The organism is uncultured Erythrobacter sp. (genome assembly GCF_947502395.1).
Taxonomy (GTDB): domain Bacteria; phylum Pseudomonadota; class Alphaproteobacteria; order Sphingomonadales; family Sphingomonadaceae; genus Erythrobacter.
Genome location: NZ_CANMZM010000002.1, coordinates 589425 through 614969, shown reverse-complemented (window position 1 = coordinate 614969; position 25545 = coordinate 589425). Strand labels below are relative to the sequence as shown.

Below are 25545 nucleotides of genomic sequence, written 5' to 3'. Positions count from 1 at the left end.
TCCAAACTCGTCTCCTGGCATAGTTGGAACGGCACTTGGTCTCTTTTTGTTCTTTCCTACACCTTTGCGATTCGCCTAGTTTGCCTAACGTCACCTAAGCCAAGGGTGGCGCTGAGTTGAGTATCTGATCGCAAGGTCCGCAACAGCAATTTGAGAACCAACCCAACGTCGCAGGGGAGTGCGGCAACGGTGACAGGCCCTTCAAGAAAAGGAATCTGTCATGTCGAATATCGAACTACTCACTTGCCATGAGGTCATGCGCCTCACGGGCATTCGCAGCCGAACCACAATTTGGAGACGCATTCGCAAGGGTGCCTTTCCTCATCCGATAGACATAGGCGGCGGACGTATCCGCTGGCGGTCGACGGATATCGACGATTGGATCGAGGCCCTCCCTCTGCGCCGCTATTGACCCCGCTAATGCGGGCAATGGTCCGCAGAAAGATACTCCCAAATGTCTATCCAATCATGGATCAAGACGGCCTTGCTGAAGCAGGGCTGGATCATCGTCCGCGCTCCAATTGATGACAAGGAGCGCACTGCCAAACTTGTTGAGCTGCTTGTTGAAGAAAACGCTGATGGGCGCTCCCGGAGGCATACACTAAGGCCTTGGCTCTGGTATGAGCGTCCCGTCTTAGATCGGTTTGAGGGCCACGATTGCGGCCTCACTGTCGAGGGACCAATCTACCAAAGCAGAGATGGAACCGGGTATCCGCTTGGTAGCCAGCTTCGCACCGAATTCGGGTGGCTCGACCTCACGCCAGAAGAGACCAACCTGCTCGCAGATGAAGTTCGAACGGCGATCGACCACGCATTGCTTCGCTGGTTCACGTGTACCGATATGGCGGATCGCCAGTTGCCTTCCCGCCAGTCCCGCGAGCGTTATTTCGACGACGATGTCGCCCGCAATCTGATCCGGTCTGCGACGCCTCCAAAAGCAAATCAGGAGGATGAGCGTCATGACTAATGGCCTCACAAAGACAGGAGGGAGAGAGGGCCGCGATGCTACGCATCGAGCCCAGAAAGTGGATACACACCCCACGCACGGGTGCATCGAGGATTTCTGCGGGTTTAGTGAGATGCTGATAGCACCTCGCGACGATAGCTTGTTGCAGACCTTCGCAATTCCGCCATTCTTCGCGATGGCGGATAGCATCTCCATCGAGGCGAACCGATGAGTGCGCGGGCGCAGACGGTGCGCCTCAATCCGTCACAACACAGGCTGCTTGCGGACTTTGCGAAACGGCGCGGCCTGACCCAATATGCTATGCTCGCAAGAGTGGTGGAAGCGGGCTTGCTTTCGCTGCTGCACGGCACCGACAAAGAGACCGATCTGGCTGAGCTGGCAGGCGAGATCGGTTCGATATCGGAGCGCCTGGCAGAGACCGAAAGGGTGCTTGACCGCGCTCTGTTCACCTCCTGCGCTGCCTATGCCTATGCGCGAAGTGCAGCGCTTGGAAAGAAGCAGTCTGATGAGGCTATTGCCGCTGAAGCACGGGCTGCTTTTGAGCGGCAACGCTCCCTTGCGCTGGAGGCCGAGTCATGAGTTTTGGGACCGATTTTGTCACCCGCGCCCATGCCCTTTGGCGGGTGCGTATGGCGCACTGGCAGCAGCGCTTTGGCTTCTTTGCCAAGCTTATTCTCATCTCGGCATTGGCTGGGGCGATAGTTGTCCCTCAGCTCCGTCTGATGCCCGAAGAGCTTGCCGTCGCCGCTCAATACGTGGGCGCAAACTTGCTCACCCTTTTGGGTGATCTGTCTGGCAAAGACATGATGATGAAGGTGTCGATGGACGGCCAAAGCTGGACTGTATCCGCATCGGCTTTTGCCAGCGAGCCACTTGTCGCCGCGACCTTTAGCAAGGCGATAAAACTGGTCATGGGCGGAGCGCTTGCTGGGATCGGCGCGGGCTTTTTGGTGTCCCACTTCATCAAGCGCACCATGTCCGAGCAAGGCAAAGATACGCTCGCCGACAGGGTCATTGGTGGTACCCGTGTGGCGGATGAAGCGGATGTGGCTGCTCAGACCACTTTGCTTAGTGGAAGGGATGCTCTTCGCATCGGTCCAGTCCCGATCCCGCAGCGCATGGAGACCCGTCACTTTGCTTTTCTGGGCACGACCGGAAGCGGGAAGACGACTGTCTTGCGGCAAATGCTGGATGGCATAGAAGCGCGCGGCGAAGCCGCTCTTGTCTATGACACAAGCGGCGAGTTCATCGCCCACTATTACAACCCTGCGCGCGGTGACATCATCCTCAATCCCTTTGATGCGCGCTGCACCTATTGGTCCCCTTTTGACGAGATCTCGCACCCGGCTGATGCGGACCGTATCGCACGCCAATTGGTGGCAGAAACAGGCAGCGAGGATGATGATGTCTGGCTTGAGACAAGCCGTATTCTTGTCGCCAATATGATGCGCTCCTTATGGGCGGAAAAGAACTGCAGCCTCGAAGCCTTGCTGGAAGCCCTACAGGTCAAAAGCAAAGAGCAGTTGAAGGAATGGCTGGGTAACACATCGTCAGCCCGCACCTTTGCTGATGATGCAGATCGGGCCACCGGCAGCGTGCTGTTTATGTTGGCCAAGGCTGCCAACCTTATCCAGTTTTTGAAGATCAAGCAGGATGAGGGCGACCCTTTTGCCTTCCGCGATTTCATTGTCGATCTGGACAAATGCAAGGGCGCAAAGCCCTGGATATTTGTGCCGCGCAAGGAAGACTATTTCGAGGCTTCCAAGCCGCTTATGGCCTGCTGGCTCGAATGCGCAGCGAGCGCGGTGCTAGGGCTTTCGCCATCCTCTGACAGGCGCATTTGGTTCGTGCTCGACGAGCTGGCTGACCTGCCCCGTGTCGAGAACCTTGCGCGTCTTTTGCCAGAGGGCCGCAAGTTTGGCGCAGCGATTGTGCTGACCTTCCAGGCGCTCGGCCAGATGCGCAATCGCTACGGTGCGAACATTGCCGAAGCCATGCTTGCCTGCTGCAACACCAAGCTCTTTTTGCAAACGGTCGATCAGGAAACCCGCAAGTGGGCGAGCGCCACCATCGGCCAGTGCGAGATCGAAATGCGTGTTGCAACCGATACGCTGGCAATCAACAATCAGGGTCCGCGAACAACCATGGCAACGCAGCGCCAATTTCGTGCAGCGGTGCTTGAAAGTGATCTGCGGCTTAGTCCCTACAAAGGCTATTTGCTGCTGCCAGATGGCCTGCCGGTCGCCAAGATCAGTCTTACCGCTGACCACATCACGCAGCGCGGAGAAGCGCGCCAGCCTGGCTACATCCCTGGCGATCCTGCGGACACGCTTTGGAGCAAGGTGAGTGAGATCGCCAAAGGCTCACAGGTCGACGAGGGCAAGGCTGAAAGCGAGAATGGCCGGGCTAAACACCAAGGGCCGGTGTAATGGTCGCCACTGTCTCTGCCCTGTCAAGCGCAGCTCAGGCTGCGAGCTACTATGAGGCCGACGACTACTATGCCGAAGGCGGCATGGCTCCCTCAGAGTGGTTTGGTGAGGCTGCTGAGAAGCTTGGCCTTTCTGGAGAGGTCGACCGCAAACAATTCGGCGAGATGCTTGAAGGCCGGATTGCCGGGCAGCAGCTTGGCACTACCCGCGATGGCAAGGTCGAGCACCGGCCAGGCTGGGACATTACCTTTTCTGCGCCCAAGTCCGTCTCGATCATGGCCGAGGTTGCCGGAGACAAGCGGCTGATCAAGGCGCATGGTGCAGCGGTGAAAGTGGCGCTCGCCCATGTCGAGAAGCACATGGCGGCAACCCGGATCAGGCAGGGCGGCGAGGTCCGGCGCGAGGCAACCGGCAATCTCGCCATCGCCACTTTCCGTCATGCAACAAGCCGGGCGCAGGACCCGCAGCTACACACCCACGGCGTCATCCTCAACGCGACGCAGGACAAGGATGGTAATTGGCGCAGTCTTGAGCCGCGTGCCTTCTATCAGCTGCAAAAGGAGATCGGCGCGATCTACCGGCAGGAGCTAGCCCATGGTGTTACCGAGCTGGGTTATCGGATTGATGCTGGGAAAGATGCGCTCTTTGAGATTGCGGGCGTGCCGGAAAATGCCATCGAAGCGCTCAGCCAGCGCACCGCAGCAATCGATGCCCGGCTTGCCGAGCGCGGCACGAACCGCGAGCAAGCCAGCGCCGCCGAAAAGCAGATCGCCGCACTCGATACGCGCGAGGCCAAGACCAGTGCCGATCATCGCACCTTGCGCAGCGACTGGCGGGCAACCGCCGATGCCAACGGGTTCGACAAGGCTGCGCGAGACAGGCTGATCGGTGTCGCGAGAGAGAGGGTCAGAAGCAGCGAAGCCTTAGCCAGTCCCGAACTGTTAGCGCAGCAGGCAGTGGCCTGGGCCACTGCCAAGCTCTCCGAACGCGAAGCAGTCTTTTCGGCCAGCACCCTCGCACGCGAAGCCGGAGACTTTGCCTTTGGCAAGGCCGGGCACGGTGCAATCAGCGCGGCGATTGCCGAAGCCGGAGAACGCGGCGAGCTTGTCCCGCGCACCTTCCTCGACCGGCGCGGTGCAGAGTTTGCCGGGTTCACAACGCCGCAGGCTATCGAGACCGAGCGAACCATGCTGCGGCTCGAACAAGCCGGACGCGGCATGGCGCAAGCGCTCGCCAGTCCGGTGACGGCAGCACGGAGCATCGAACGCGCCGCGCGGCAATCGGCACGATCCGGCTATGCCTGGACCGAAGGCCAGAAACGGGCGACCGCCGAATTGCTCACCTCGCGGGATCGCGTAGCCGCTGTCCAGGGCTATGCTGGGACGGCCAAGACTACCACAGTTCTGGCAACCTATGCGCGCGAGGCACGGCGACATGGGGTTGTGGTTACAGGCCTTGCGCCAACCGCATCGGCGGCGACCGTGCTTGGGGAAGCACTCGGCCTACGCGCTGACACCGTGGCGCGGCATTTGCTTGCGCCAGAGGCGAAGAAGCCAGGCAAGGAGGCCGTCTGGATCGTCGATGAGGCCTCGATGCTTTCAGCCCACGACATGGCGAAACTCACGACCCGCGCCGACAAGGCCGGGGCCCGGCTTGTTCTGGTCGGTGACGTCAAGCAGCTGGGATCGGTCGGTGCAGGCGCTGCCTTCGCGCAGTTGCAGCAGGCGGGCATGGCGACCGCGAAGCTTGCCGAGGTAGTCCGGCAGACAAATGCCGGGACCCGGGAAGCCGTCATGGCTTCGATCGAAGGCCATGCGGGCAAGGCGCTGGCCGCATTGGAACGTGGCGGGGGCAAGGTGATCGAGGGCGCAACGCCGGATGAGCGCCTTGGAGCCATGGCGCGGCACTACCTGGCGTTGCCGGTCTCAGAGCGCACACGAACCCTAGTGATCGAGCCATCGCGCGAGGGCCGCGACCGGCTCACCGGCATGATCCGCGCGAAGTTGACCGAGCGTGGCGAACTATCACCAGAGGCAGTCCGGTTCGATGCTCTTGAAGCGAAAGGCTTGACCCGTGCCGAAGCGCGAGAGCCAGTAAGCTATGCCATCGGCGATGTCGTCCGGTTCAGCCGCGACTATGCCGCCAAAGGCGTGCGCTGGGGCGAGAGCTTAGCAATTGTAGCTATCGATCCCGAGCGCGGACGCATTGCCCTCGAAGGACGCGATGGCCGTTCGCTGGACTGGCATCCCCGGCAATGGGGTGCTGGCAAGACTGAGGTGTTCGAACCGAGGCCGATGGAACTGCGCACCGGCGACCGCGTGCAGTTCACCCGCAACGACCGGGAAGCGGGGCGGGTCAATGGCCTTGGCGGGTCCGTCACCAGCATCGATTCCGACCGTGGCCTGGCAACGCTGAAACTCGCCAACGGTCGCGAGCAGAAGCTCGACCTCTCCGACCCTCGCGATGCCCACTTGCGTCATGCCTATGTCCAGACCGCTCACACCGCGCAGGGCCAAACCGCCGAACGTGTCCTAATCCACGCCGACAGCCGCTCCACCAATCTGGTCGACCAGAAAATGCTCTATGTCGCGCTCTCGCGCGCCAAAACCCAGGCAGTGATTGTCACCGACGATAAGGAAAGGCTTGTCCGTGCGATCTGCGAACGTGCAGGCGAGAAGCAGATGGCCATGGCATCGAGCACTCCTGAGGCCAGCAAATCCAAGGCGATGGGAGCTGGCTTGGGGTGATTAAATAGCTCTTGGCACTGCCAAGCCATGACGTCCTTCGTCCTCCCGATGGAATGAACTGCTCTCTTTCGACAGGCCGAGCCTGATGGGATCAACAGCCTGCCCGCTCCATTCGGGCTCGCGCCCTCCCGTGTTGGCTGTGCCGCGTAACCGCTGACCCACCTGGCCAATCCGGCCCGTCCCTTTGTCCGCGTTCCCAACGATTGGACGAAGGATTTTCAACATGGCTCGCACCAAAACCACCAACATTTACGACACCATCACCAACCAGATTATCGAAGCCCTAGAATATGGCACTGAGAAATTCTCGCTCCCTTGGCATCGCAGCACTGCGCCGCTCTCACGGCCGATGAACGCTGTAAGCAAAAACGCCTATCGCGGCGTTAACGTCCTTGCCCTTTGGGCCAGCGCCGAGGCGCAAGACTTCGGCCATGGGCTTTGGGCAACCTATCGCCAGTGGCAGTCACTCGGAGCACAAGTCCGAAAAGACGAGAAAGCCTCACCGATCGTGTTCTATAAGGTTCTGGACAAGCGCGAGGATCAAAAGATCGAGGAAGACAAGAGCCCTGGCCACATCTTCGCGCGGGCCTCTCATGTATTCAACGTCAGCCAGGTCGAAGGATATGAGATCCCGGATACGCCGGAAGGGGAAGGGTTTGACCCCATCCCGCAAGCGCAGGCCTTTGTCGAAGGAACGGGTGCGAAAGTCCGCGCCCAAGGTGAAAGCGCTCACTATACCCCTTCGACCGATACGATCACCATGCCCGACCGCGAGCGGTTCTTTACCACCGCCAGCGGAAGCGCGGGCGAGAATTGGTACGCGACCTTGCTCCACGAGCTTGTCCATTGGTCTGGGGCAGACCACCGGCTCGCACGCAAGTTCGGCAAGCGGTTCGGTGACGAGGCCTATGCAATGGAGGAACTGGTCGCCGAGCTTGGTTCAGCGTTCCTATGCGGCGATCTTGGCCTTTCCACGAGCCCACGTCCGGATCACGCCAGCTATCTCGCCAGTTGGCACAAGGTGCTCAAGGCTGACAACCGCGCGATCTTTACCGCCGCGAGTGCGGCAGCCAAGGCTGCCGACTACTTACAATCGGTAAAGCGAAGCGGGAGTTGAACCCACATTGCAATTGCCGCGCAGTCTATCTTTTGACTACAAGGACTTGATGACTGCCTCCGAAGAACAAATCGAACAATTCATTGCCGATTGGCGCGAAACGGGCGGCAGCGAACTCGCGAACACCCAACTGTTTATCAATGGCCTGACTCAACTTCTCGGCGTCGATACGCCTCGCGGGGCAAAGGCCGACGACACGACCAATGATTATGTGTTCGAGCGGCGAGTTTTCCAAGACAATGGCGATGGAACCCAAAGCTTTGGCCGGATAGATTGCTACAAGCGCGATTGTTTCGTTCTTGAGGCCAAACAAGGCAGCGAAGCGGACCGCGCCGCTGCTGAAGGCGGTGATGAAGATCTCGATCTTTTCGGTCAAACGGCCAAGGCCCGCGTTGCGCGAGGCACGGCGCGTCGGGGTACGCCGTCTTGGGCAAAGGCGATGCAAGAGGCCAAGGGGCAGGCCGAACGCTACGCCAAAGCGCTGCCTACGGAGCATGGCTGGCCGCCTTTCCTGCTCGTCACGGACATCGGCTATTGCATGGAGGTCTACGCCGATTTCACCGGCACTGGCAAAGCCTATTCCCAATTCCCCGACCGCGCCGGTTATCGCATCATGTTGGAGGATTTGCGCGAGGAGGAAGTGCGCGAGCGCCTCGCCAGCATTTGGACCGATCCGCAAAGCCTCGACCCAGCGTCGCGTTCCGCGGTGGTCACGCGAGAGATTGCCGATCTCTTGGCAACCCTCTCCAAGCGTTTAGAGCGCAATCACGATGCTGAAACAGTTAGCGGATTTCTGATGCGCGTGCTGTTCACCATGTTCGCAGAAGACACCGAAGTCCTTCTGCCAAAAGACAGTTTCAAGAACCTCCTTGCCGCGCATCAAGACAATCTCGACAATCTGCCGATGTCGCTAACCGCCCTGTGGAAGGCCATGGATTCTGGCGAGTTTTCACCTGCGCTCGCATTGCAGGTGCGCAAGTTCAACGGATATCTTTTCAAGAATACCGAAGCACTGGCCCTGGATGCCGAAGAGCTTCAGGTCCTCATCGAGGCTGCAAACAAAGATTGGACCGAGGTTGAACCGGCGATTTTCGGCACTCTGCTCGAACGCGCACTCAACTCCAAAGAGCGGGCTAAGCTTGGCGCGCATTACACGCCGCGCGCCTATGTTGAACGGTTGATTGGCCCCACCATTATGGAGCCGCTGCGCGCTGACTGGAACGGGGTTCGCGCCGCTGCTTCCGAGCTTATCGGCGCAGACAAAGCGGCGGAGGCGAAAGATCTAGTTGAGGGGTTCCACTCCAAGCTCGCTCAGACTCGCGTGCTGGACCCGGCATGCGGAACAGGAAACTTCCTTTATGTTGCCATGGCGCGGATGAAGGAGTTGGAGGGCGAAGTGCTCGATCTGCTGGCCGAGCTTGGCGACGACCAATATGTGGCCGAGATCACCGGGCACACTATCACGCCGGAAAACTTCCTCGGGATTGAGATCAACCCGCGCGCCGCCGCCATTGCGCAGCTGGTTTTGTGGATTGGCTATCTGCAATGGCATTTCCGGGTGAACGGCAAAGACCGCGCGCCGCCAGAGCCGATCTTGAAGGACATCCGCACGATCGAGAACCGCGATGCGCTGATCGATTATGATGCCCGCGTGCTTGAGCTTGACGAGCAGGGCAATGCGCTGACAATTTGGGATGGGGTGAGCTTCAAAGAGCACCCCGTGACGGGAAAGCTGGTGCCTGATGATACAGGCCGCAAAGAGCTCTACCGCTACATCAAGCCCCACGCGACCAAATGGCCAACCGCGGACTTTATCGTCGGAAATCCGCCGTTCATTGGTAAGCGGGAGATGAAAACTCAACTCGGCGAAAAATACGTAGACGCTGTAAGATGCTCGTTTGGTCTCCCAGATAACTGCGACTTCGTAATGTACTGGTGGCATTTGTCAGCAGAGTTAGTGAAAAAAGGGAAAAGCCAGCGTTTTGGGTTGATCACGACTTCGCAAATAACAGGGTCTTTCAATTCGAGCATCGTATCCGATCATCTCCTCGACGAGCAACCTGTTTCGATACTGTATGCCGTTCCTGATCATCCTTGGGTGGACAACAATGACGGCGCGTCTGTGCGGATCGCCATGACGTCAGTCGGTAAAGGTAATCGCGAGGGCGTGCTGAGGCGTCTGGAGCACGTCCGTGGCGATGGAGATCATAAAGATTCCGCCGAGTTTGAGTCTACCAAGGGCTATATCCTCTCCAACTTGATGATTGGGCCCAATGTGAGGGGTTGCCAAAAACTATCTGCAAACAAATTGCTATCGGCAGTGGGCTATCAATTCAATGGCAGAGGTTTTGCTGTCGACGCGGATGAAGCCCAGAAATACATCAAAAAGTACAAAACGATTTCAAAGCATCTAAAGCCATTTGTGAATGGCAACGACATTACACAGAAGCCCCGCAATCTATGGATGTTCGATTTTTGGGGGCTTAAGGAAACCGAGCTCTCCGTCTCTTATCCTGAAGCATATCAGCACCTCTTATTACACGTGAAGCCGGAGAGGGATGTGAACCCTAGAGACGTGCGACGGCGCAATTGGTGGATTTTTGGCGAAGCGCTCAGCACCTTTCGTCCCGCGATTGAAGGTTTGAAGCGCTACATTGCGACGCCAATAACCTCCAAGCACCGTGTGTTTACTTTCTTAGATGCGCCAGTCGGTGGTGATAGCAACGTAGTCATGATAGCGACCGACGATGAATATCTTCTTGGAGTGTTGTCATCGAACATCCATGCGCTTTGGTCGATCCAAGCGGGCACTCGACGAGGAATCGGTAACCATCCACGATATAATAAAGGCCGCTGCTTCGACTCTTTCCCTTTTCCCGACGACGTACCCGAACCCCTGAAAAACAAAATCCGCGAGGAAGCTGAAGCTCTCGACGCGCTGCGCAAAAAGGTGCTTGCGGAACATGAAGACCTAACTCTGACCAAGCTTTACAATGTGCTCGAAGCCTTGCGAGCGAATGGTGGCAAGGGCCGCGCGCTGACCGATGATGAGCGTGACATTCACGATCGCGGGCTCGTCACTTTGATCCAACAACATCACGATACAATCGACCGCCAAGTCGCCGAAGCCTATGACTGGCCCGCTGACCTGTCTGACGAGGACATTCTCACCCGTCTAGTTGCCCTCAACAAGAAACGCGCCGGTGAAGAGGCCAAGGGCCTAATCCGCTGGCTGCGCCCTGACTATCAAGCGCCAGACTATCAAGCACCAGTGTCGCAAACGCTCGACCTTGGCGAAGTCTCTGCGCCTGCACCCGACAACATCCTGCCCTGGCCCAACAAACTGCCCGAGCAGGTCAGCGCCGTTGCCGCTGTTCTCTCTTCATCGACTTTGCCGCTCGCCCCGCAAGATGTCGCGCGCACATTCAAAGGAAAACGCGCCGCTACCGTGCGCCCGATCCTCGATTCCCTAACAGCTATTGGTCAAGCGAGGCGTTTGAAGGATGGTCGCTACGCTGCGTAAGAAAGCTCTGTCAGCGCGAAGTCAGCTCTTCCATTCGCATTCTCGAAGGTTACTGCGCCCCGCCCCAAAGTTTGTAGTCAGCCCAGTCGGCTGGAAAACCCATCATTTGCGGATTGCCAAATGGCATTTCGTCAACGAGTGCATAAAGCCTGTCGCGCCATGTATTGCCGAGTTCCGCCCGGTCCAAACAATGCTGGATCATCGCCAATGTGTTGTAGACCTTCTTTGGTGCGGCCCGGTTTAACGCCGTCGCCAAGTCCGGTGGCGATTTCTTTGGCAATTTAAGGGAAACGTCGAGAGTTCTGTTCCACAACCGCCCGTGATGGGCGCAGATGTTCCGGACAATCGCCAATTGGTGGAGGAACGTCACGAAGATCACTTCGTCGAGATCGAAGGGATCCGCGACTTTTTGCCGGAGACTCGGTTCCTTGAGCGCCGCATACCATTGCGACAACAGTCCGAACGATAGCAGTTCCGATGACATCCAAACCGGTGGCCTCGCCGGACCAGAATATTCTCGTTTGTAGTGACGGACAAACGTGTCTTTTGATCGGGCAACTTCCTTATCAAGTCGAGCGCAGTTGCGATTGAACTTGTTCTGATCGGCATAGATCGCTTGATCGAGGTAGGAGAAGCCATCTCCCAGCATCGCCATTTCGTACGCCCAGGCACCACGAGCCGCGACTTCAACCCGCTCGACCGCGTCGAGAACGAGCAGGCGCAATTTGCGATCGAATTCGTAGAGCTCGAGTACGGTCTGGAAGTTGGTGCCTGTCTGAAATCTTGGGCCCGCTTGGCCCTTTGGATGCTCGAACGGAAGCCAGTAGGCGCTTAGCCTGTAGTAGCTGATGTGCTGCAAACAGTGTTCTGCAATGGCATGATCGTCGATCACCATGCCATTGGCTTCAAGCTTCGCGATTTGATCAGCCAACGAAAGTGAGGGCTTGTTGTAGAGAGGCTTAGGCGGCATCAATCGGGCCTCCTGCCATACGGATTTTGGGCAAAAAATGACCCGCCTGGTGCGCATCGTTGAGAGGCGTGGCGGGTTCTGTTACCTGATGTGTATGCGCGAGAGGTGAAAAAGTCAATCAGAACTTGCGCTCCCGTCCAATGAATCAGGGCAGCAAACATCAGTTTGTTGCCACAATCTTTAGGTGAGGTTTTGCCTTGTCGAGCACTTCGACCGCTTCGCGCCGATGCTCGGGCGCAAGGTGGGCATAGCGCAGCGTCATACCGTAATCGCTATGTCCTAGCAGTTCGCGAATGGTGTTGAGGTCAACAGCGCCCATGGCGAGGCGTGAAGCAAAGTGGTGACGCATGTCGTGCCAGCGAAAATCCACGATCTTCGCGTCAGTGAGCAGCTTCTTCCACGATGAGTTGACGTTGTCGAAGCGTGCACCGTCTTCGCTTTCAAACACGCGGCTGTTGCCGAGGTCGCATTGTGAGCGCCAGAACTTAAGAGTCTCATAGGCCTCTGCGTTAAGCGGGATATGCCGTGTCTTGCGCGACTTCGCCGTCTCCGCCGACACAGTCACGATGCGCCGGTCAAAATTTACATGCGACCATTTGAGGTCGAACAGTTCGCCGCGCCGCATACCCGTATTGAGCGATAGAAGGACCATCGGCATTAGGTGATCGCTGAAAGGAACGGCGCGTAGGCTGGGCAAAATCTCTCTGCCGCGCTCGCGACGCCATTGATTGGCTGTGTCGCGCTCATACCTCATTCTGTCTTCGCGATTCTTCAGTTGGGCGCGCAGGCGATATTCTTCGGCTTCGTCTAGGTATCGAACACGGACTTCCTTGTTCTCGCGCGCTTTCTTGACCTTGGCGATCGGGTTCACTGCAATCAGTTCCCATTCGACAGCCCGGTTGAGCGCCGCCTTGATCGCTGTGATGTCGCGATTGACGGTGTTTGGCTTGACGCCGTCTTTCATGCGCTGGGCGCGCCAGCGCTCCATATCGAGTGGCGAGATGGTCGCCATCGGCATCTTGAGAAACTTCTTGAAGGCAACCTTGAGGCGCTTGAGATTGGCCTCTGCGGTTTTCTGGTGAACCCGCGCCCAGTCAGCGTAATGTTCGTCAATAAACTCGCCAAAAGTCGAAACCTGCTTGCGCTTCTGGCGCTCGATGCGCGGATCGACACCGGCCCAGTAAGGGCCAAGTGCGCTCTTCGATGCCTCGACTGCTTCACCATATCCCATACCCGTGAGGCGACCGAGCCGGATGCGCTTTCCGCGCTCGAATTCGAGATACCATGTCTTTACACCGGAGGGCTGGACCCGCAGCAGAAGCCCGCCGAATTTAGGGTCACGCAGCTCATAGGGCTTTGCCTTCGCGGCTGCTTTTAATGCTACAGAATTGTTTAGCGCGACATGCATTGCGATCTGTCCTTCGATCACAAAGTAGCGAATCCGTAAGTGAAATGTAAGTGCAGGAGGGGTGAACGCAGTGCAGCAACTGCGAACGATTCGCAACTTTGCGATACAGAAATAAAGCAATAAAAATAATTATTTATGGTTCATTTGCGTTCTGCTGCGTTGCAACAAAATGCGCTATTTTTCCAGCTCCGAAGGCAGAGGCCAGAGGTTCGAATCCTCTCGGGTGCGCCATTTTTCAATGACTGGTCCAATCTCAGAATCAATTTGGTGACGCCAATCAACTTGCTGGAGCTCGTTTGGCTGCTCCTTTGTTTCCTTGCCTGCTGGGTGCGCGCTCAGATTTAGCCCCTGCACGATGCATGTTAAGGCGATAAACGCTACGGAAAGGTGCACTCTCACGGCGCGACCAATGTGTTGCTTTGCTATGACTATGTGCGGGTGATCTGCAAGCAGGAGTGGAATTATTGGCCACTCATACCTATAGAAGCGCGCATGGCCTCGCGTATCTTCCAATTTGCCAAGTTGCCACAAATGGCGACCCCGGTTCTTGACCCGGTGGAAGTTGGTATCGAGCGAGAGCCGGGCGATACGCCTCGGGTAGGGGTGATCTACAACCCGCGCAGCCATGGCAATAAGGGCGCAGACTTCGATTGCGGCATGTCCCCGCAGGTCTTTATCGCAAAGCCTGGGGATCGCTCGCAATTGCCTGAGGCGCTGGCCGAATTTGCCAGTCAGGGCATAGATTTGCTGGTGATCAATGGAGGTGATGGAACCGTGCGCGACGTGCTCACGAGCGGCGCTTCGATCTTTGGCGACAATTGGCCAGCGCTTGCGGTTCTGCCCAAGGGCAAGACAAATGCGCTTACCGTTGATTTGGGTGTTCCCAAAGGCTGGTCGCTGCAAGAGGCGATTGACGCTTTTGAGGCTGGGAGCCGCGTGCGTCGTCGTCCGATCGAGATAACACCCATTGGTAGCCGTCCAGAGGCGCGCGTACTCGGCTTCATTCTCGGCGCAGGCGCATTCACCACTGCGACCACAGCAGGGCAGAGTGCGCACAAGCTGGGTGCGTTCAATTCAATGGCGGTCGCAGCTGCCATTGTAATGGGCGTTGCGCAGTGGTTTTTTGCCTCGCGTGAGAATGCCTGGCGGCGCGGTTCCAAAATGACGATCGGGCTGGGTGTCAAAGACGTGCCAATGGAGCATTCCGGCGTTGGCGATCCCGAATGGCGTCAACTGCTGTTCGCCTCCACGTTGCAAGAATTGCCAGCAGGCATGAAGCCCTTTGGCAAGATCCTTGAAGGATTGAAGCTTGCGGTGACCGATCAGATTTCGCGTCGTTCGGCATTGACCTTGATTAAGATGATGCGCGGCGAAACCCCTGATGGAATTCGGGAGAAGGGCTTTCACCAACTTTCAACAAACCAGTTCTCGTTGCGGATTGACGATAGTTTCATTCTTGATGGCGAGGCCTTCCCGCCCGGTGAATATCGTATCGGACAGGGCCCTGAGCTCGAATTTGTAGCACCTTAAGGCGGTAACAGGGCTCCTATGACGAGCAGCTCTCCCACTTTGGCAGACCGCATTGAATCGCGCCTTGGTGCAAGCATCGATCCCGCCGTTGCGCGCTTTGCGCAGGACTTGGCCAAAGAGGCGGGCGCATCTGCTGTGCTGTTCTATGGCTCTAATCTGCGCACCCGCTCGCTCGACGGAGTACTTGATTTCTACATCCTGTTGCCCGGAGAACAGCGTGAACGTATTTGGCCACGCGTCAGCTATCAGGAGCGCGAAGAGCCGAATGGCACGGTTTTGCGTGCAAAGGTTGCAACGATGGCGCTGTCTACGTTTGCCAAGGCCGCCACGGGTGAGCTGCTCGACACAACGATCTGGGCGCGCTTCGTCCAACCCGCTACTTTGGTCTGGCACGCGGATGACACGGCGCGCACTGAAGTGATTGCAGCGATAGGGGCAGCGGCTCAGACTGCAGCGCGGCTGGCCGTAACACTTGGCCCGCCTTCTGGTACTTCGGAAGATTACTGGCGTGCGCTCTTTCGTGCGACATACAAGGCCGAATTTCGGGTCGAAAAGGCTGGGCGAGAGAACGATATTCTGAGCGTCAATGAAGAGCATTTCGCCGGTCTTTTGCCTATCGCCCTCAAAGCCGCTGGCATCGCTCATACCGTGAATGACGAGCGGATTACGCCCAGTCTCACCGCAAGAGAGCGGAGCGCGACGCTTGGCTGGTGGAAGCGACGCGAGCGTATGGGCAAACCCCTGAACTTTACTCGCTTGCTCAAGGCGAGCACTACCTTCGAAGGAGCAGCTCGCTATGCGGCTTGGAAGATCGAGAGGCACACCGGGATGCCTGTGGAAGTCACCCCGCTTCGCGAGAAACTTCCCATTCTGGCAGCGCCCAGCGTGCTGTGGGCGCTTAGAAAGCACCGCAAACAGAACAAGCCTTAGGTGAAATACTTCATCGTAATCGCAATGGATTGGACCCCGCGGCCGACACTGAAGCGGGTTTTGTCGACGCTCGGCTTGCCGAGATTGAAGATGCTGATCGAGGGGTTGTTGGACATTGCGCCGCCATCAGTGCGGATATCAGTCTTGCCATTCCCATTGATGTCATGTCGCACCGCGACGGCATAGGTGCCGCTTTCGGGGACTGGCAGGCAGACCGTCATCCGGCCCCTCCGGGCAGGCAATTCCACGCGGTTAAGCCAGCGTCCGCGCTCTAGCCAATCAGCGCTTGTGCCGTTGTAGACTTGCGCACGAACCATGCCGCTAGCCTCTTTGATGCCATTGATTGTCACGCGGATTGCAGGACCGCCTCCGGGTGCGCAGGATCGCATATTGTTGGCGATGATATTGCGATAGTCGCTGCTGGCTGTTGCCTGGGCGGCCAGTGGCGCAGCAGGCGCCAAAGCGCCCAGACTCGCCAGCATCGCAGCGCCCGCCATTGCGGCAGTGCTCATAGATCTTGCCATCAATTCAAACCCTTCATCTCAGCTTTTCGCTGAGCTCATTGCCGATGTGCACCAAACACATAGACACGAAATGTGTGCGCTTAATGCCATTTGCGGGCTGAATTGTCGCTGAATTGGGAGTTTTTGGCGGATTTCCGAGGGAATCCCTCTACAAAAGGGCGGGGAAAAGCGCTGGCTGACAGCTTGCTGCACGATTCGCGGCCAGCCTATGGCAAATTTTAACTAAGTTTACGCGCCGCAACCAAGCTGGCCGGACCTTTTGAAAGCGTGGCGCATGTCAGCACCATTAATCTCGCCGAGTATCCTTTCCGCAGACTTCGCTCAATTGGGCGAAGAAGTGCGCCGCGTCGATCAGGCTGGCGCGGACTGGATTCATATTGATGTGATGGACGGTCACTACGTGCCCAACATCACCATTGGGCCCGATGTGGTGAAGGCGCTTCGATCGCATACCGACAAGGTCTTCGACGTTCATTTGATGATTTCGCCGGTCGATCCCTACATTGAGGCCTTCGCCGAGGCTGGCGCGGATATCATCACTGTCCACCCGGAAGCAGGCCCCCATGTGCACCGAACGCTTCAGGCCATCCGTAAGCTTGGCAAGAAAGCGGGCGTGGTGCTCAATCCGGGCACGCCAGTGGAGGTGTTGGATAACCTTATGGACCTTGTCGACCTTATCCTGGTGATGAGCGTCAATCCCGGATTTGGCGGACAGAGCTTTATCCATTCACAGCTCGAGAAGATCACGCGCATCCGCGCAATGATCGAGGCAACAGGGCGAGATATTCATTTGGAAGTTGATGGCGGTGTGAACGCGGACACCGCCAAATTGTGCATCGAAGCAGGGGCCGATGTGCTGGTGGCGGGCTCCGCCACATTCAAAGGTGGCCCCGAGCAATACGCCGCCAATATCAGGGCGCTCAAAGGGGGTAATTGATGGAGACGCTGTTCAGCGGGCGAAGTCCAGACAGCTCAGGTGGCTCAGCCAGCCTTGCCGACTTTGATGTCGCCGAAGGTCGAACTGCGGGCGATGTTCCGGCGATAAAACTGGGCGAGGAAGAGGAAGCCTTGCGCAAAGAGGCTACTACTGAGCTTTCTGAGCAAGTTACGCCAGAAACACCCGCCTTTGCTGCAGAGCCGATAGACAGCTCGCGAGCACTAGCATTGAGCGATGTGATTGCGCCGCGCTCCAATCCTGGCGAAGCGCTGATCCGCCTCGCTTATCGCATGGGAGTGCCCGGGCACACATTGGCGGCGCCTTTCCGCCGCCCGCCCGCCAAACGCCTTTTGGCAACCGTAGAGAGCCCGGTCACCGGCAACCGTGCATCAGGCATTGCTCTTCGAGCGGGCCATTTTCAGGTGCACGGCGTCAAGCAGCCGATCGGCACGCTCGATTTCACCGCTGGCACACGGCTTGCGCCCGGCCTTGAGCGAGCAGTCCATTCCTTCGCTTGGCTGGCGGACTTGGCGAGCTGCGCCCCGCCAGAGGATTGCAGAGGCATTGCTGAGCGGATCACCAAGGGCTGGCTTGATGCGCATGAGACCCGCTCAAAAGTATCGGCCCGAAGCGCCGCTTGGGATGTAGAGAACGCCGGCCTGAGACTCCTCGCTTTGCTCACCCATGCGCCTTTGGTGTTGGGCGGTGAGCTTCGACCGCGTTTGCTTGACGCGATTGAGGACACGGCAAATTGGCTCGACCGCAAGGCTTTGCGCAGTGGAGCCGGGCTGGGCCAGGTCGCCGGGTGGGCTGGCGTCACAGCGGCGGGACTTCTCCTCCCCGAAGGACGTCCGCGCAGACTTTATGGCGAAGCGGGTCTTATAAAGGCGCTTGGCGAACTTGTCGCAGAAGATGGGGGCGGGCTGGCTCGCTGTCCGCAAGCACAGATGGACGCGATTCGAGTGCTTACCGATCTGGTTGCTTGCTATGAAGCGGTTGAACGCGACCCACCCGAGGCAATTTTGGTGATGCGAGAGCTTTTGGTGCCGCCATTGCTAGCATTGCGGCATGGGGATGGCGCACTCGGCAATTGGCAGGGTCAGGGTGCGACTTCGGCAGATGAAGTCTCAGCGCTGATCACGGCGAGCGGAGTGCGAACCCGTCCGCTGAACGAGCCAAAGCATTGGGGTTATCAGCGTATTCGCGCGGCACAAACGACTGTGCAATTTGACGCAGGTCCTCCGCCAAGGGCGCGCCACACGCGCTGCGGCTGTGCCTCGACCCTCGCATTTGAGATGTCAGACGGCACTTCGCGCGTGATCGTCAACTGCGGTGGAGCCGCACTGGCAGGCGGTTTGGTGCCAGCGCATATCGGGCAGGGTCTTCGCGCGACAGCGGCGCACTCCACTCTCGTTCTCGATGATGCAAACTCAACGGCTGTACTCCTTCATGGCAAGCTTGGGCGGGGTGCAGAAACAGTTGAGGTTGAACGGCGTGTTGTGGGTCACGGATCGGGCTCCCAACGGCGTGAAGGTACTCGTATCGAGGCCAGCCATGACGGATATGCTGCGCGTTTTGGCCTTATCCATGAACGTGTTCTCACCATTGCCAATGATGGCAATAAAATCGCGGGCGAAGACATTCTCGTGCCTGCATCGCGCAAGGGTAAGCGCGGTAAGATCGCCTTCGCGATCCGTTTCCACCTCGGCAAAGGGGTAGAGGCACACCTTGCCGAGGATGGCCTGGGTGCAAGCCTGCTCACGCCGGACGGAAAGCTGTGGCAGCTGCGCCTTCGCAGTGAGGCACCTGGCGGAAAAGACGTCAAGCTCTCGCGAGATGATAGCATTTGGGTTGATGGGGAAGGACGCCCTCACGCTACCGATCAATTGGTGATACAGGGGCTCACTTCACGTGGCGGCGGCCAATTCTCCTGGCTCCTCAAGAAAATGGGATAGACCAAAGGTGGCATCTCCAAAATGACGAATACAGTGATCAAGCGGGCACTCCTCTCAGTGTCCGACAAAAGCGGCTTGGCGGACCTGGGCAAGGCATTGGTTGCGCGGGGCGTGGAGCTGGTGAGCACCGGCGGCACGGCGCGCATGTTGCGCGAGGCCGGGCTTGAGGTGAAGGACGTCTCCGACCTCACCGGCTTTCCAGAGATGATGGATGGACGGGTCAAAACCCTCCACCCTACGGTCCACGGCGGGCTGCTCGCGCTTCGGGATAACGATGATCACATGGCTTCGATGAAAGAGCACGATATCGGCGCGATCGATCTGGTGGTGGTCAATCTCTATCCGTTCGAGGCAACCGTTGCCAAAGGCGCGGAACGTCATGAAATCATTGAGAATATCGATATTGGCGGACCTTCGATGGTGCGCTCGGCAGCCAAGAACCATGGTTTTGTGACAATCATGACGGATGCGGCTGACTACGCTGAATTGCTTGAGGAATTGGACGCCAATGATGGAGCGACATCCGATGCTTTCCGCATCCGGATGGCGGGCAAAGCTTACGCTCGCACGGCGGCCTATGACGCAGCGATTGCCAATTGGTTTGCCTTTGGCGATGCCTTCACCAATCCGCTTGGGATGGAAGCTCTGAAGGCCACGCCGTTCACCGACACCATGCCACTGGCCTTCAAGCGTTCGGACACGCTGCGTTATGGCGAGAACCCGCATCAGTCCGCGGCGATCTATGTGCCCCAAGTGACCGGCACCAATGGCGTGCCTCAGGCTGAGCAGCTTCAGGGTAAGGCGCTCTCTTACAACAACCTCAATGATGCTGATGCAGCGCTTGAGCTGGCGGCAGAGTTTGACGGGCAAGACCCCGCCGTCGTCATCGTCAAGCACGCCAACCCCTGCGGTGTGGCGCAATCGGGCAGCCTGCTGGAGGCATGGAACGGTGCGCTGGAATGCGACAGCGTATCGGCCTTTGGCGGGATTGTTGCGGTCAACACCGAACTTGATGGTGAAACGGCAGAGGCGATCGCAAGCATCTTCACCGAGGTTGTGATTGCGCCTAAGGTCAGCGCAGAGGCGCGCGACATCTTCGCCAAGAAGAAGAACCTGCGGCTACTGGAATGCGGCACAATGCCAAACCCGCGCCGTGGCGGCTTCTTTATGAAGACCATTGCAGGCGGCATGCTGATCCAAGGGCGTGACAATGGCGCGGTGTCGCTCGACGACCTCAAGGTCGTCACGAAACGCGAACCAACCGAGCAAGAGCTCAAAGACTGTCTGTTTGCCTGGACCGTTGCGCGGCACGTCAAATCCAATGCGATTGTCTATGCCAAGGACGGGATGACCGCTGGCATCGGTGCGGGACAGATGAATCGACGTGATTCGGCGCGCATCGCGGCAACCAAAGCGGCAGAAGCGGCCGAGACTTACGAGTGGGGTGAGCCTCGCACCAAAGGCAGTGCGGTTGCCTCTGATGCGTTCTTCCCCTTCGCCGATGGCCTGATCTCGGCTGCGGAGGCGGGAGCAAGTGCGGTAATCCAACCGGGCGGCTCCATCCGCGATGAAGAGGTGATCGCCGCGGCGGACGAAGCGGGCCTTGCGATGGTCTTCACCGGAATGCGCCACTTTAGGCATTAACCTGTCCGCAGCGCTCCGTCCTGCGCGTGTGATCTGAACTTTTCCTTGGGTCTGCGCAAAAAAGGCTTGGCTATCTCGCCACTTCTCTCAGGTGGGTGAGTAACTAAATCCTTGCGCGCAACGTAAATGCTTACTGAGTTGCCTGTTCACTCCGGTGCAAGAGAGCAGCTCTTATGAGCGAAATCCCTTAGGCACACGCCCCGATGAGAAAACAATGAACCTGTTTGCGCCAGACCTCTTCCGCAGTTTCGCCCTTGGCTTCGCCGTGGGCGGTTTGTTTCTTGGGCTTTATAACTTCGATATCGTGGGCAACACGCTTGATGCTCCTGTGAATGCAGCTCAGCCTATTGAGGCGCCGCAGCCGAGCGATGTCTTTCTGATCGAGCCACTGGAAGAGGCTGAGTGAAAGCCCTCGGGTTTTTTGCTGCCGCGGCTGTGACGCTCACCGGGCTGAGCGTTTTCGTCCCGATTTCTCCCAGCCAAGCCCTCGACGAGCCTGTAAATGCACCAGCACCAAAACGGGTCGCTCGCGAAGGGGCGGGTTTGAAGACTGCAATCTTCGCAGGTGGCTGTTTCTGGGGTGTTGAAGGGGTCTTTAGTCACGTCAAAGGCGTTAAAACCGCTACTGTGGGATATCACGGTGGCTCTGCGGGCACCGCTACCTACAACCGCATCATCGCCGGCGGGACAGCGCACGCGGAGGCGGTGCGCATCACCTATGATCCCTATGTTGTTCGCTATGACGAGCTTCTGCGGATATTCTTCTCTGTCGTCGCCGATCCGACGTTGAAAAACCGCCAAGGCCCCGATGTGGGTTCCCATTATCGTTCCGCTCTGGTGCCCACAAGTGATGAGCAGCGTGCTGTTGCCGAAGCCTACCTTGCGCAAATGCAGGCGTCAGGTGTGTGGGATCGTCCCATCGTGACCAAGATTGAAAACGAGCGCACCTTCTACCGCGCCGAAGGTTATCATCAAGATTTCATGGCGAAAAACCCTGATCACCGCTACATTGCGCGATGGGACAAGCCGAAGGTGGCGGCGCTGAAACAGATGTTCCCACGTGATTTCACGCGGACTTTCCTGCGCGATAATTGAGCTGAATCGCGCGCGCGCGCCGATCAGTCTGGTGCTCGCTCAAAAGAGGCACTATATCGCGTCCATGGATAGCGCTCATAAGCACGATCATTCTCACGACAATGTCGACACTCTTAAAGCTCAGGCACGAGAGGCGTTGACCGCATCCGGTGAGCAATGGACCAAGATGCGTGAAGACGTGTTCCTTGAGCTCGCGCGCCATGACGGACCGACCTCCGCTTATCAGATCGCCGATGATCTCTCAGCTGCGCGCGGTAAGCGTGTTGCACCAAACAGTGTTTATCGCATTCTCGATCTCTTTGTTGCCAACAGTCTGGCTGTGAAGATTGAAAGCGCCAATGCTTTTCTCGCTAATGCGCATCCGGGCGAGGAGCACGATTGCGTATTTTTGGTCTGCGACAACTGCGGCGGTGCCTCGCATGTTGATAGCGCCGAAGTCGGTCAGAGTTTGCGCAATATTGCCGACTCGCAGAAGTTCCGGGCAGAGCGCCCTGTTCTGGAGATTCGGGGCAAGTGTTCTGACTGTCCGTAAACAAACTTCATCAAATCGTTGTGTCAGTTGCAATTGACGCAATAAAATTCCACTAAACTTGACACTTAATGACCCAAGGGTGCATTCCCTGCGATTAGGCGTTAATCGACAGGCTCTTTCTTTGGGTGTAGGGCAAGACATTATGAGTTCACCGCTAAACACTCCTCTTCTAGACACGGTTCCAACACCCGATGAGCTGCGTCAGCTGAAGCCTGAGCAACTGCGCCAATTGTCTGATGAACTGCGCGCGGAAATGATTGACGCAGTCAGTGTATCGGGCGGACACCTTGGCTCTGGCCTTGGCGTTGTCGAACTGACTGTCGCAATCCACTATGTCTTCAATACGCCCGAAGATCGTCTGATCTGGGATGTAGGGCACCAATGCTATCCGCATAAGATCATTACCGGCAGGCGCGATCGCATTCGCACGATCCGTCAGGGTGGTGGACTTTCGGGCTTCACTAAGCGTGCGGAAAGCGAATATGATCCGTTTGGCGCAGCTCACTCCTCGACTTCGATTTCAGCGGCGCTCGGCTTTGCCGTAGCCAATAAGCTCAATGACCAGCCCGGCCGTGGGATCGCTGTGATCGGTGACGGCGCGATGAGCGCCGGCATGGCTTATGAAGCGATGAATAACGCAGCCCAGGCTGGCAATCGTCTGGTCGTGATCCTCAACGACAACGATATGTCGATTGCACCACCAGTCGGCGGCCTTTCAGCCTATCTGGCGCGTATGGTTTCTTCGAGCGAGTATCTCGGGCTGCGCAGCCTTGCCAGTCGCGCGATCAAGAAGATGAGCCGCCGCATGCACGAAGGTCTTCGCAAGGCGGAAGAATATTCGCGTGGCATGGTGACCGGCGGCACTCTGTTTGAAGAGCTGGGTTTTTACTATGTAGGGCCAATCGATGGCCATAACCTCGATCACTTGATCCCGGTGCTGGAGAATGTGCGCGACACGTCCGAAGGCCCGGTCCTGATCCATGTCGTGACTGAGAAAGGCAAGGGCTATAAGCCCGCTGAAGAAAGCGCAGATAAGTACCACGGCGTGCCCATGTTCGACGTGATTACGGGTGAAAAGAAAAAGGGTCCGGCGGGCCCACCCAATTATCAGAACGTCTTTGGCGATACGCTGGCGGATCTTGCGGACAAAGATAAGCGCATTTGCGCAATCACGGCTGCGATGCCTTCGGGTACCGGGGTAGACCGCTTTGCGCAGCGACATCCGGACCGCAGCTTCGATGTGGGCATTGCGGAACAACACGGTGTGACATTCGCCGCTGGCCTTGCCGCACAAGGCATGCGTCCGTTTGCAGCGATTTACTCGACATTCCTGCAACGCGCCTACGACCAAGTGGTCCACGATGTGGCGATCCAAAACCTGCCAGTGCGCTTTGCAATTGACCGAGCGGGGCTAGTGGGCGCGGATGGTTGCACGCACGCAGGCTCTTTTGACATCACATATCTCGCAACCCTACCCAACATGGTGGTGATGGCCGCCGCCGATGAGGCAGAGCTTGCACATATGACATACACCGCTGCGGAATATGACGAAGGGCCGATTGCCTTCCGCTATCCACGCGGCGCAGGCATCGGCGTGCCTATGCCTGACACGCTCGAAAAGCTCGAGATCGGCAAAGGTCGGGTCGTGCGCGAAGGCTCGAAAGTGGCGATCCTTTCCTTGGGATCGCGACTTGAGGAAGCCAAGAAGGCGGCTGATCAGTTGGAGGCCAAAGGGCTTTCGACCACGGTTGCCGATATGCGCTTTGCCAAGCCTCTCGATGAGGACCTCATCGCGCGCTTAATGCGCGAGCACGAAGTGGTGATCACTGTGGAAGAGGGCGCGATTGGAGGGCTTGGTGCGCATGTGCTGACCTATGCCTCGGACGAAGGTCTCACGGATAACGGACTGAAAGTGCGCACGATGCGCCTGCCTGACACGTTCCAGGATCAGGATTCGCCAGCCAAACAATATGACGAGGCCGGCCTCAATGCCCCGCACATTGTTGAGACAGTGCTCAAGGCGCTCAAGCACAACACGGCCGCTGTCGAGGAAGAAGCGCGGGCCTGAGGCTTGCCGCTTACCGCCCTGAACAGAACTGTTAGCGGGTCCGAGGCTGCGTAATCAGCACCGCAACCGGAGGCGGCGCTTGCTCGTCATCTGACTCGCCTGCAATCGGCGGGGCATCGCTCGGTTGAACTGAGGGTTCTGATTGACCGTCAATTTCCGCGTCTGCCTCTGCCTCGATTGCATCAAGGCCCATCTCGATCTCACGCAAAATGGCTGGGGGCTCAGGTGGCTCCTCCCCTTTGAGAAGCGCGATATCGCGCGCGCGGCGGTAGAGATAGATGTCGCGTCGTGCCCCATAGGGATCAACCGTATCGTTCAATCGCTCGATCTCTTCATCAAGTGCCACACGCGAGTCCAGATTGGTCACAACGAATAGAGGGATGCCATATTCTGGCGTGTCAAAAGGCGATCCCACCACAACTGGCAATAGCGCCTGGTCAAGCGTGTTGCCGATAAGGTCACGTACATTGGTGGCTCCGGCAATAGGCACATACAGATAAGGACCGCCGCCCACTCCGTAAAAGCCGAGCGTATTTCCAAAGCCGTTGCGGCGATACGGCAAGCCAATGCCTGGTTTCTCAGCCAGATCAATCAGCCCGCCAAGGCCAAACGTGGAATTGATTGTAAAGCGCACCAGTGTCTCTGCTGCCTTGCCAATTTTGCCCTGAAGCAAGAAATTGAGAAAGTTGGCTGGCTCACGTAAATTGCGCACGACATTGCCAAGCCCATCGCGCAATGGCCCTGGCAATCCATCGCGATAACCATCTGCCAGCGGCTCTACGAGAAGTTGATCCACTTCCTGAGTGATACGAAAGCTCGTTTCATTCACAGCGGCCATCGGGTCACGCTCAACGGGGCCCATGTCGCCTTCGACGACGATCTCGCTGCCATCGGGCTGAGTATCGCCTTCTCCAGGAGGCCCTTCGTTTTCCTGAGCCGGTGTTAAAGACCAGTCAAGCTGAAGAATATCAGAGGCTTGGGTTTCCCAGGGAAGCTGCTCTACGCGAGCAGTCACTGCTTCGACCGGCGCGGCAGCTGACACTTCCAATGCGACATTGACCGGTGCTGGGCCAACCAATAGCGGGCTTGCCATCATGAGAAACGAAGCGCTTGGCAATCCAGTACTCCTTTATTGCTAGAGCGGTGCTATCACAGCCTCAGACGAGTCC

21 protein-coding genes are annotated in these 25545 nt (G+C 57.8%); 16 read left to right on the top strand and 5 right to left on the bottom strand.

Annotated features, from left to right (window positions below; translation table 11 throughout):
* Window positions 1-220: 220 nt before the first annotated feature.
* The 5 genes from Q0778_RS09230 to mobF all read left to right on the top strand — a co-directional run bounded on the left by Q0778_RS09230 (window position 221) and on the right by mobF (window position 6143).
* The gene (locus Q0778_RS09230) at window positions 221-412 is read left to right on the top strand and encodes an AlpA family phage regulatory protein (protein WP_298335622.1); all 192 of its coding nucleotides are present in this window, start codon (window positions 221-223) and stop codon (window positions 410-412) included.
* A 42-nt stretch (window positions 413-454) separates the two neighbouring features.
* Complete coding sequence (locus tag Q0778_RS09225) at window positions 455-967, top strand: hypothetical protein (protein WP_298335619.1); 513 nt, start codon at window positions 455-457, stop codon at window positions 965-967.
* A gap of 207 nt (window positions 968-1174) precedes the next feature.
* Entirely contained in the window at window positions 1175-1546 is a 372-nt protein-coding gene (locus Q0778_RS09220) for a hypothetical protein (RefSeq protein ID WP_298335617.1), read from the top strand.
* Window positions 1543-3396, top strand: coding sequence for a type IV secretion system DNA-binding domain-containing protein (locus Q0778_RS09215; protein WP_298335615.1), 1854 nt, complete (start codon window positions 1543-1545; stop codon window positions 3394-3396). Before Q0778_RS09220 ends, Q0778_RS09215 begins: the two co-directional genes overlap by 4 nt.
* On the top strand, window positions 3396-6143 hold the full coding sequence (mobF, locus tag Q0778_RS09210; protein ID WP_298335612.1) for a MobF family relaxase: 2748 nt from the start codon (window positions 3396-3398) through the stop codon (window positions 6141-6143). Before Q0778_RS09215 ends, mobF begins: the two co-directional genes overlap by 1 nt.
* On the opposite strand, the gene Q0778_RS09205 is transcribed toward mobF, so the two are convergent.
* Complete coding sequence (locus Q0778_RS09205) at window positions 6144-6368, bottom strand: hypothetical protein (RefSeq protein WP_298335610.1); 225 nt, start codon at window positions 6366-6368, stop codon at window positions 6144-6146. It abuts the gene before it with no gap.
* On the opposite strand from Q0778_RS09205, the gene Q0778_RS09200 reads away from it, so the two are divergent.
* Window positions 6367-7260 (top strand): zincin-like metallopeptidase domain-containing protein, encoded by an 894-nt coding sequence (locus Q0778_RS09200; RefSeq protein WP_298335608.1) that lies wholly within the window; start codon window positions 6367-6369, stop codon window positions 7258-7260. The genes Q0778_RS09205 and Q0778_RS09200 overlap by 2 nt on opposite strands.
* Before the next feature lie 49 nt (window positions 7261-7309).
* A complete protein-coding gene (locus tag Q0778_RS09195) occupies window positions 7310-10783 on the top strand; it encodes a DNA methyltransferase (RefSeq protein WP_298335606.1) in 3474 nt (1157 codons plus the stop codon).
* 49 nt (window positions 10784-10832) lie between these two features.
* On the opposite strand, the gene Q0778_RS09190 is transcribed toward Q0778_RS09195, so the two are convergent.
* Both Q0778_RS09190 and Q0778_RS09185 read right to left on the bottom strand, forming a co-directional pair.
* The gene (locus Q0778_RS09190) at window positions 10833-11753 is read right to left on the bottom strand and encodes an Abi family protein (RefSeq protein WP_298335604.1); all 921 of its coding nucleotides are present in this window, start codon (window positions 11751-11753) and stop codon (window positions 10833-10835) included.
* 160 nt (window positions 11754-11913) lie between these two features.
* A complete protein-coding gene (locus Q0778_RS09185) occupies window positions 11914-13182 on the bottom strand; it encodes a tyrosine-type recombinase/integrase (protein ID WP_298335602.1) in 1269 nt (422 codons plus the stop codon).
* Between the two features lie 366 nt (window positions 13183-13548).
* On the opposite strand from Q0778_RS09185, the gene Q0778_RS09180 reads away from it, so the two are divergent.
* A complete protein-coding gene (locus tag Q0778_RS09180; protein ID WP_298335600.1) occupies window positions 13549-14691 on the top strand; it encodes an acylglycerol kinase family protein in 1143 nt (380 codons plus the stop codon).
* 18 nt (window positions 14692-14709) lie between these two features.
* Window positions 14710-15621: a hypothetical protein gene (locus tag Q0778_RS09175; RefSeq protein WP_298335598.1), complete on the top strand. Its 912-nt coding sequence runs from the start codon at window positions 14710-14712 to the stop codon at window positions 15619-15621.
* Here Q0778_RS09175 and Q0778_RS09170 read toward each other — a convergent pair.
* The gene (locus tag Q0778_RS09170; protein WP_298335596.1) at window positions 15618-16133 is read right to left on the bottom strand and encodes a DUF2141 domain-containing protein; all 516 of its coding nucleotides are present in this window, start codon (window positions 16131-16133) and stop codon (window positions 15618-15620) included. The two genes, Q0778_RS09175 and Q0778_RS09170, sit on opposite strands and share 4 nt — an antisense overlap.
* 286 nt (window positions 16134-16419) lie before the next feature.
* Between Q0778_RS09170 and rpe the strand changes: the two genes are divergently transcribed.
* From rpe to dxs, 7 genes are all read left to right on the top strand, one after another.
* Complete coding sequence (gene rpe / locus Q0778_RS09165; protein ID WP_298306727.1) at window positions 16420-17082, top strand: ribulose-phosphate 3-epimerase; 663 nt, start codon at window positions 16420-16422, stop codon at window positions 17080-17082.
* Window positions 17082-19037, top strand: a complete 1956-nt coding sequence (locus Q0778_RS09160; RefSeq protein WP_298335594.1) for a heparinase II/III family protein — start codon at window positions 17082-17084, stop codon at window positions 19035-19037. The genes rpe and Q0778_RS09160 overlap by 1 nt, the downstream gene beginning before the upstream one ends.
* Window positions 19038-19058: 21 nt before the next feature.
* Entirely contained in the window at window positions 19059-20681 is a 1623-nt protein-coding gene (gene purH, locus Q0778_RS09155; RefSeq protein ID WP_298335592.1) for a bifunctional phosphoribosylaminoimidazolecarboxamide formyltransferase/IMP cyclohydrolase, read from the top strand.
* A 214-nt stretch (window positions 20682-20895) separates the two neighbouring features.
* Complete coding sequence (locus Q0778_RS09150; RefSeq protein ID WP_298306736.1) at window positions 20896-21087, top strand: hypothetical protein; 192 nt, start codon at window positions 20896-20898, stop codon at window positions 21085-21087.
* Between the two features lie 62 nt (window positions 21088-21149).
* Entirely contained in the window at window positions 21150-21776 is a 627-nt protein-coding gene (msrA, locus tag Q0778_RS09145; RefSeq protein ID WP_298308197.1) for a peptide-methionine (S)-S-oxide reductase MsrA, read from the top strand.
* 64 nt (window positions 21777-21840) lie between these two features.
* On the top strand, window positions 21841-22308 hold the full coding sequence (locus tag Q0778_RS09140; protein ID WP_298306740.1) for a transcriptional repressor: 468 nt from the start codon (window positions 21841-21843) through the stop codon (window positions 22306-22308).
* Between the two features lie 142 nt (window positions 22309-22450).
* On the top strand, window positions 22451-24376 hold the full coding sequence (gene dxs, locus Q0778_RS09135) for a 1-deoxy-D-xylulose-5-phosphate synthase (RefSeq protein WP_298306743.1): 1926 nt from the start codon (window positions 22451-22453) through the stop codon (window positions 24374-24376).
* Between the two features lie 31 nt (window positions 24377-24407).
* Here the strand turns inward: dxs and Q0778_RS09130 are convergent, their stop codons facing one another.
* Window positions 24408-25493 carry a VacJ family lipoprotein gene (locus tag Q0778_RS09130; RefSeq protein ID WP_298335589.1) on the bottom strand — a complete coding sequence of 362 codons (1086 nt, stop codon included), beginning with the start codon at window positions 25491-25493 and terminating at the stop codon, window positions 24408-24410.
* Window positions 25494-25545: the final 52 nt, after the last annotated feature.

What these genes read in the sequence shown, in the direction of transcription:
- Q0778_RS09230 (WP_298335622.1), top strand. Translation starts at nt 221, where the DNA reads ATGTCGAATATCGAACTACTCACTTGCCATGAGGTCATGCGCCTCACG.
- Q0778_RS09225 (WP_298335619.1), top strand. Translation starts at nt 455, where the DNA reads ATGTCTATCCAATCATGGATCAAGACGGCCTTGCTGAAGCAGGGCTGG.
- Q0778_RS09220 (WP_298335617.1), top strand. Translation starts at nt 1,175, where the DNA reads ATGAGTGCGCGGGCGCAGACGGTGCGCCTCAATCCGTCACAACACAGG.
- Q0778_RS09215 (WP_298335615.1), top strand. Translation starts at nt 1,543, where the DNA reads ATGAGTTTTGGGACCGATTTTGTCACCCGCGCCCATGCCCTTTGGCGG.
- mobF (WP_298335612.1), top strand. Translation starts at nt 3,396, where the DNA reads ATGGTCGCCACTGTCTCTGCCCTGTCAAGCGCAGCTCAGGCTGCGAGC.
- Q0778_RS09200 (WP_298335608.1), top strand. Translation starts at nt 6,367, where the DNA reads ATGGCTCGCACCAAAACCACCAACATTTACGACACCATCACCAACCAG.
- Q0778_RS09205 (WP_298335610.1), bottom strand. Translation starts at nt 6,368, where the DNA reads ATGTTGAAAATCCTTCGTCCAATCGTTGGGAACGCGGACAAAGGGACG.
- Q0778_RS09195 (WP_298335606.1), top strand. Translation starts at nt 7,310, where the DNA reads ATGACTGCCTCCGAAGAACAAATCGAACAATTCATTGCCGATTGGCGC.
- Q0778_RS09190 (WP_298335604.1), bottom strand. Translation starts at nt 11,753, where the DNA reads ATGCCGCCTAAGCCTCTCTACAACAAGCCCTCACTTTCGTTGGCTGAT.
- Q0778_RS09175 (WP_298335598.1), top strand. Translation starts at nt 14,710, where the DNA reads ATGACGAGCAGCTCTCCCACTTTGGCAGACCGCATTGAATCGCGCCTT.
- Q0778_RS09170 (WP_298335596.1), bottom strand. Translation starts at nt 16,133, where the DNA reads ATGAGCACTGCCGCAATGGCGGGCGCTGCGATGCTGGCGAGTCTGGGC.
- rpe (WP_298306727.1), top strand. Translation starts at nt 16,420, where the DNA reads ATGTCAGCACCATTAATCTCGCCGAGTATCCTTTCCGCAGACTTCGCT.
- Q0778_RS09160 (WP_298335594.1), top strand. Translation starts at nt 17,082, where the DNA reads ATGGAGACGCTGTTCAGCGGGCGAAGTCCAGACAGCTCAGGTGGCTCA.
- purH (WP_298335592.1), top strand. Translation starts at nt 19,059, where the DNA reads ATGACGAATACAGTGATCAAGCGGGCACTCCTCTCAGTGTCCGACAAA.
- Q0778_RS09150 (WP_298306736.1), top strand. Translation starts at nt 20,896, where the DNA reads ATGAACCTGTTTGCGCCAGACCTCTTCCGCAGTTTCGCCCTTGGCTTC.
- Q0778_RS09140 (WP_298306740.1), top strand. Translation starts at nt 21,841, where the DNA reads ATGGATAGCGCTCATAAGCACGATCATTCTCACGACAATGTCGACACT.
- dxs (WP_298306743.1), top strand. Translation starts at nt 22,451, where the DNA reads ATGAGTTCACCGCTAAACACTCCTCTTCTAGACACGGTTCCAACACCC.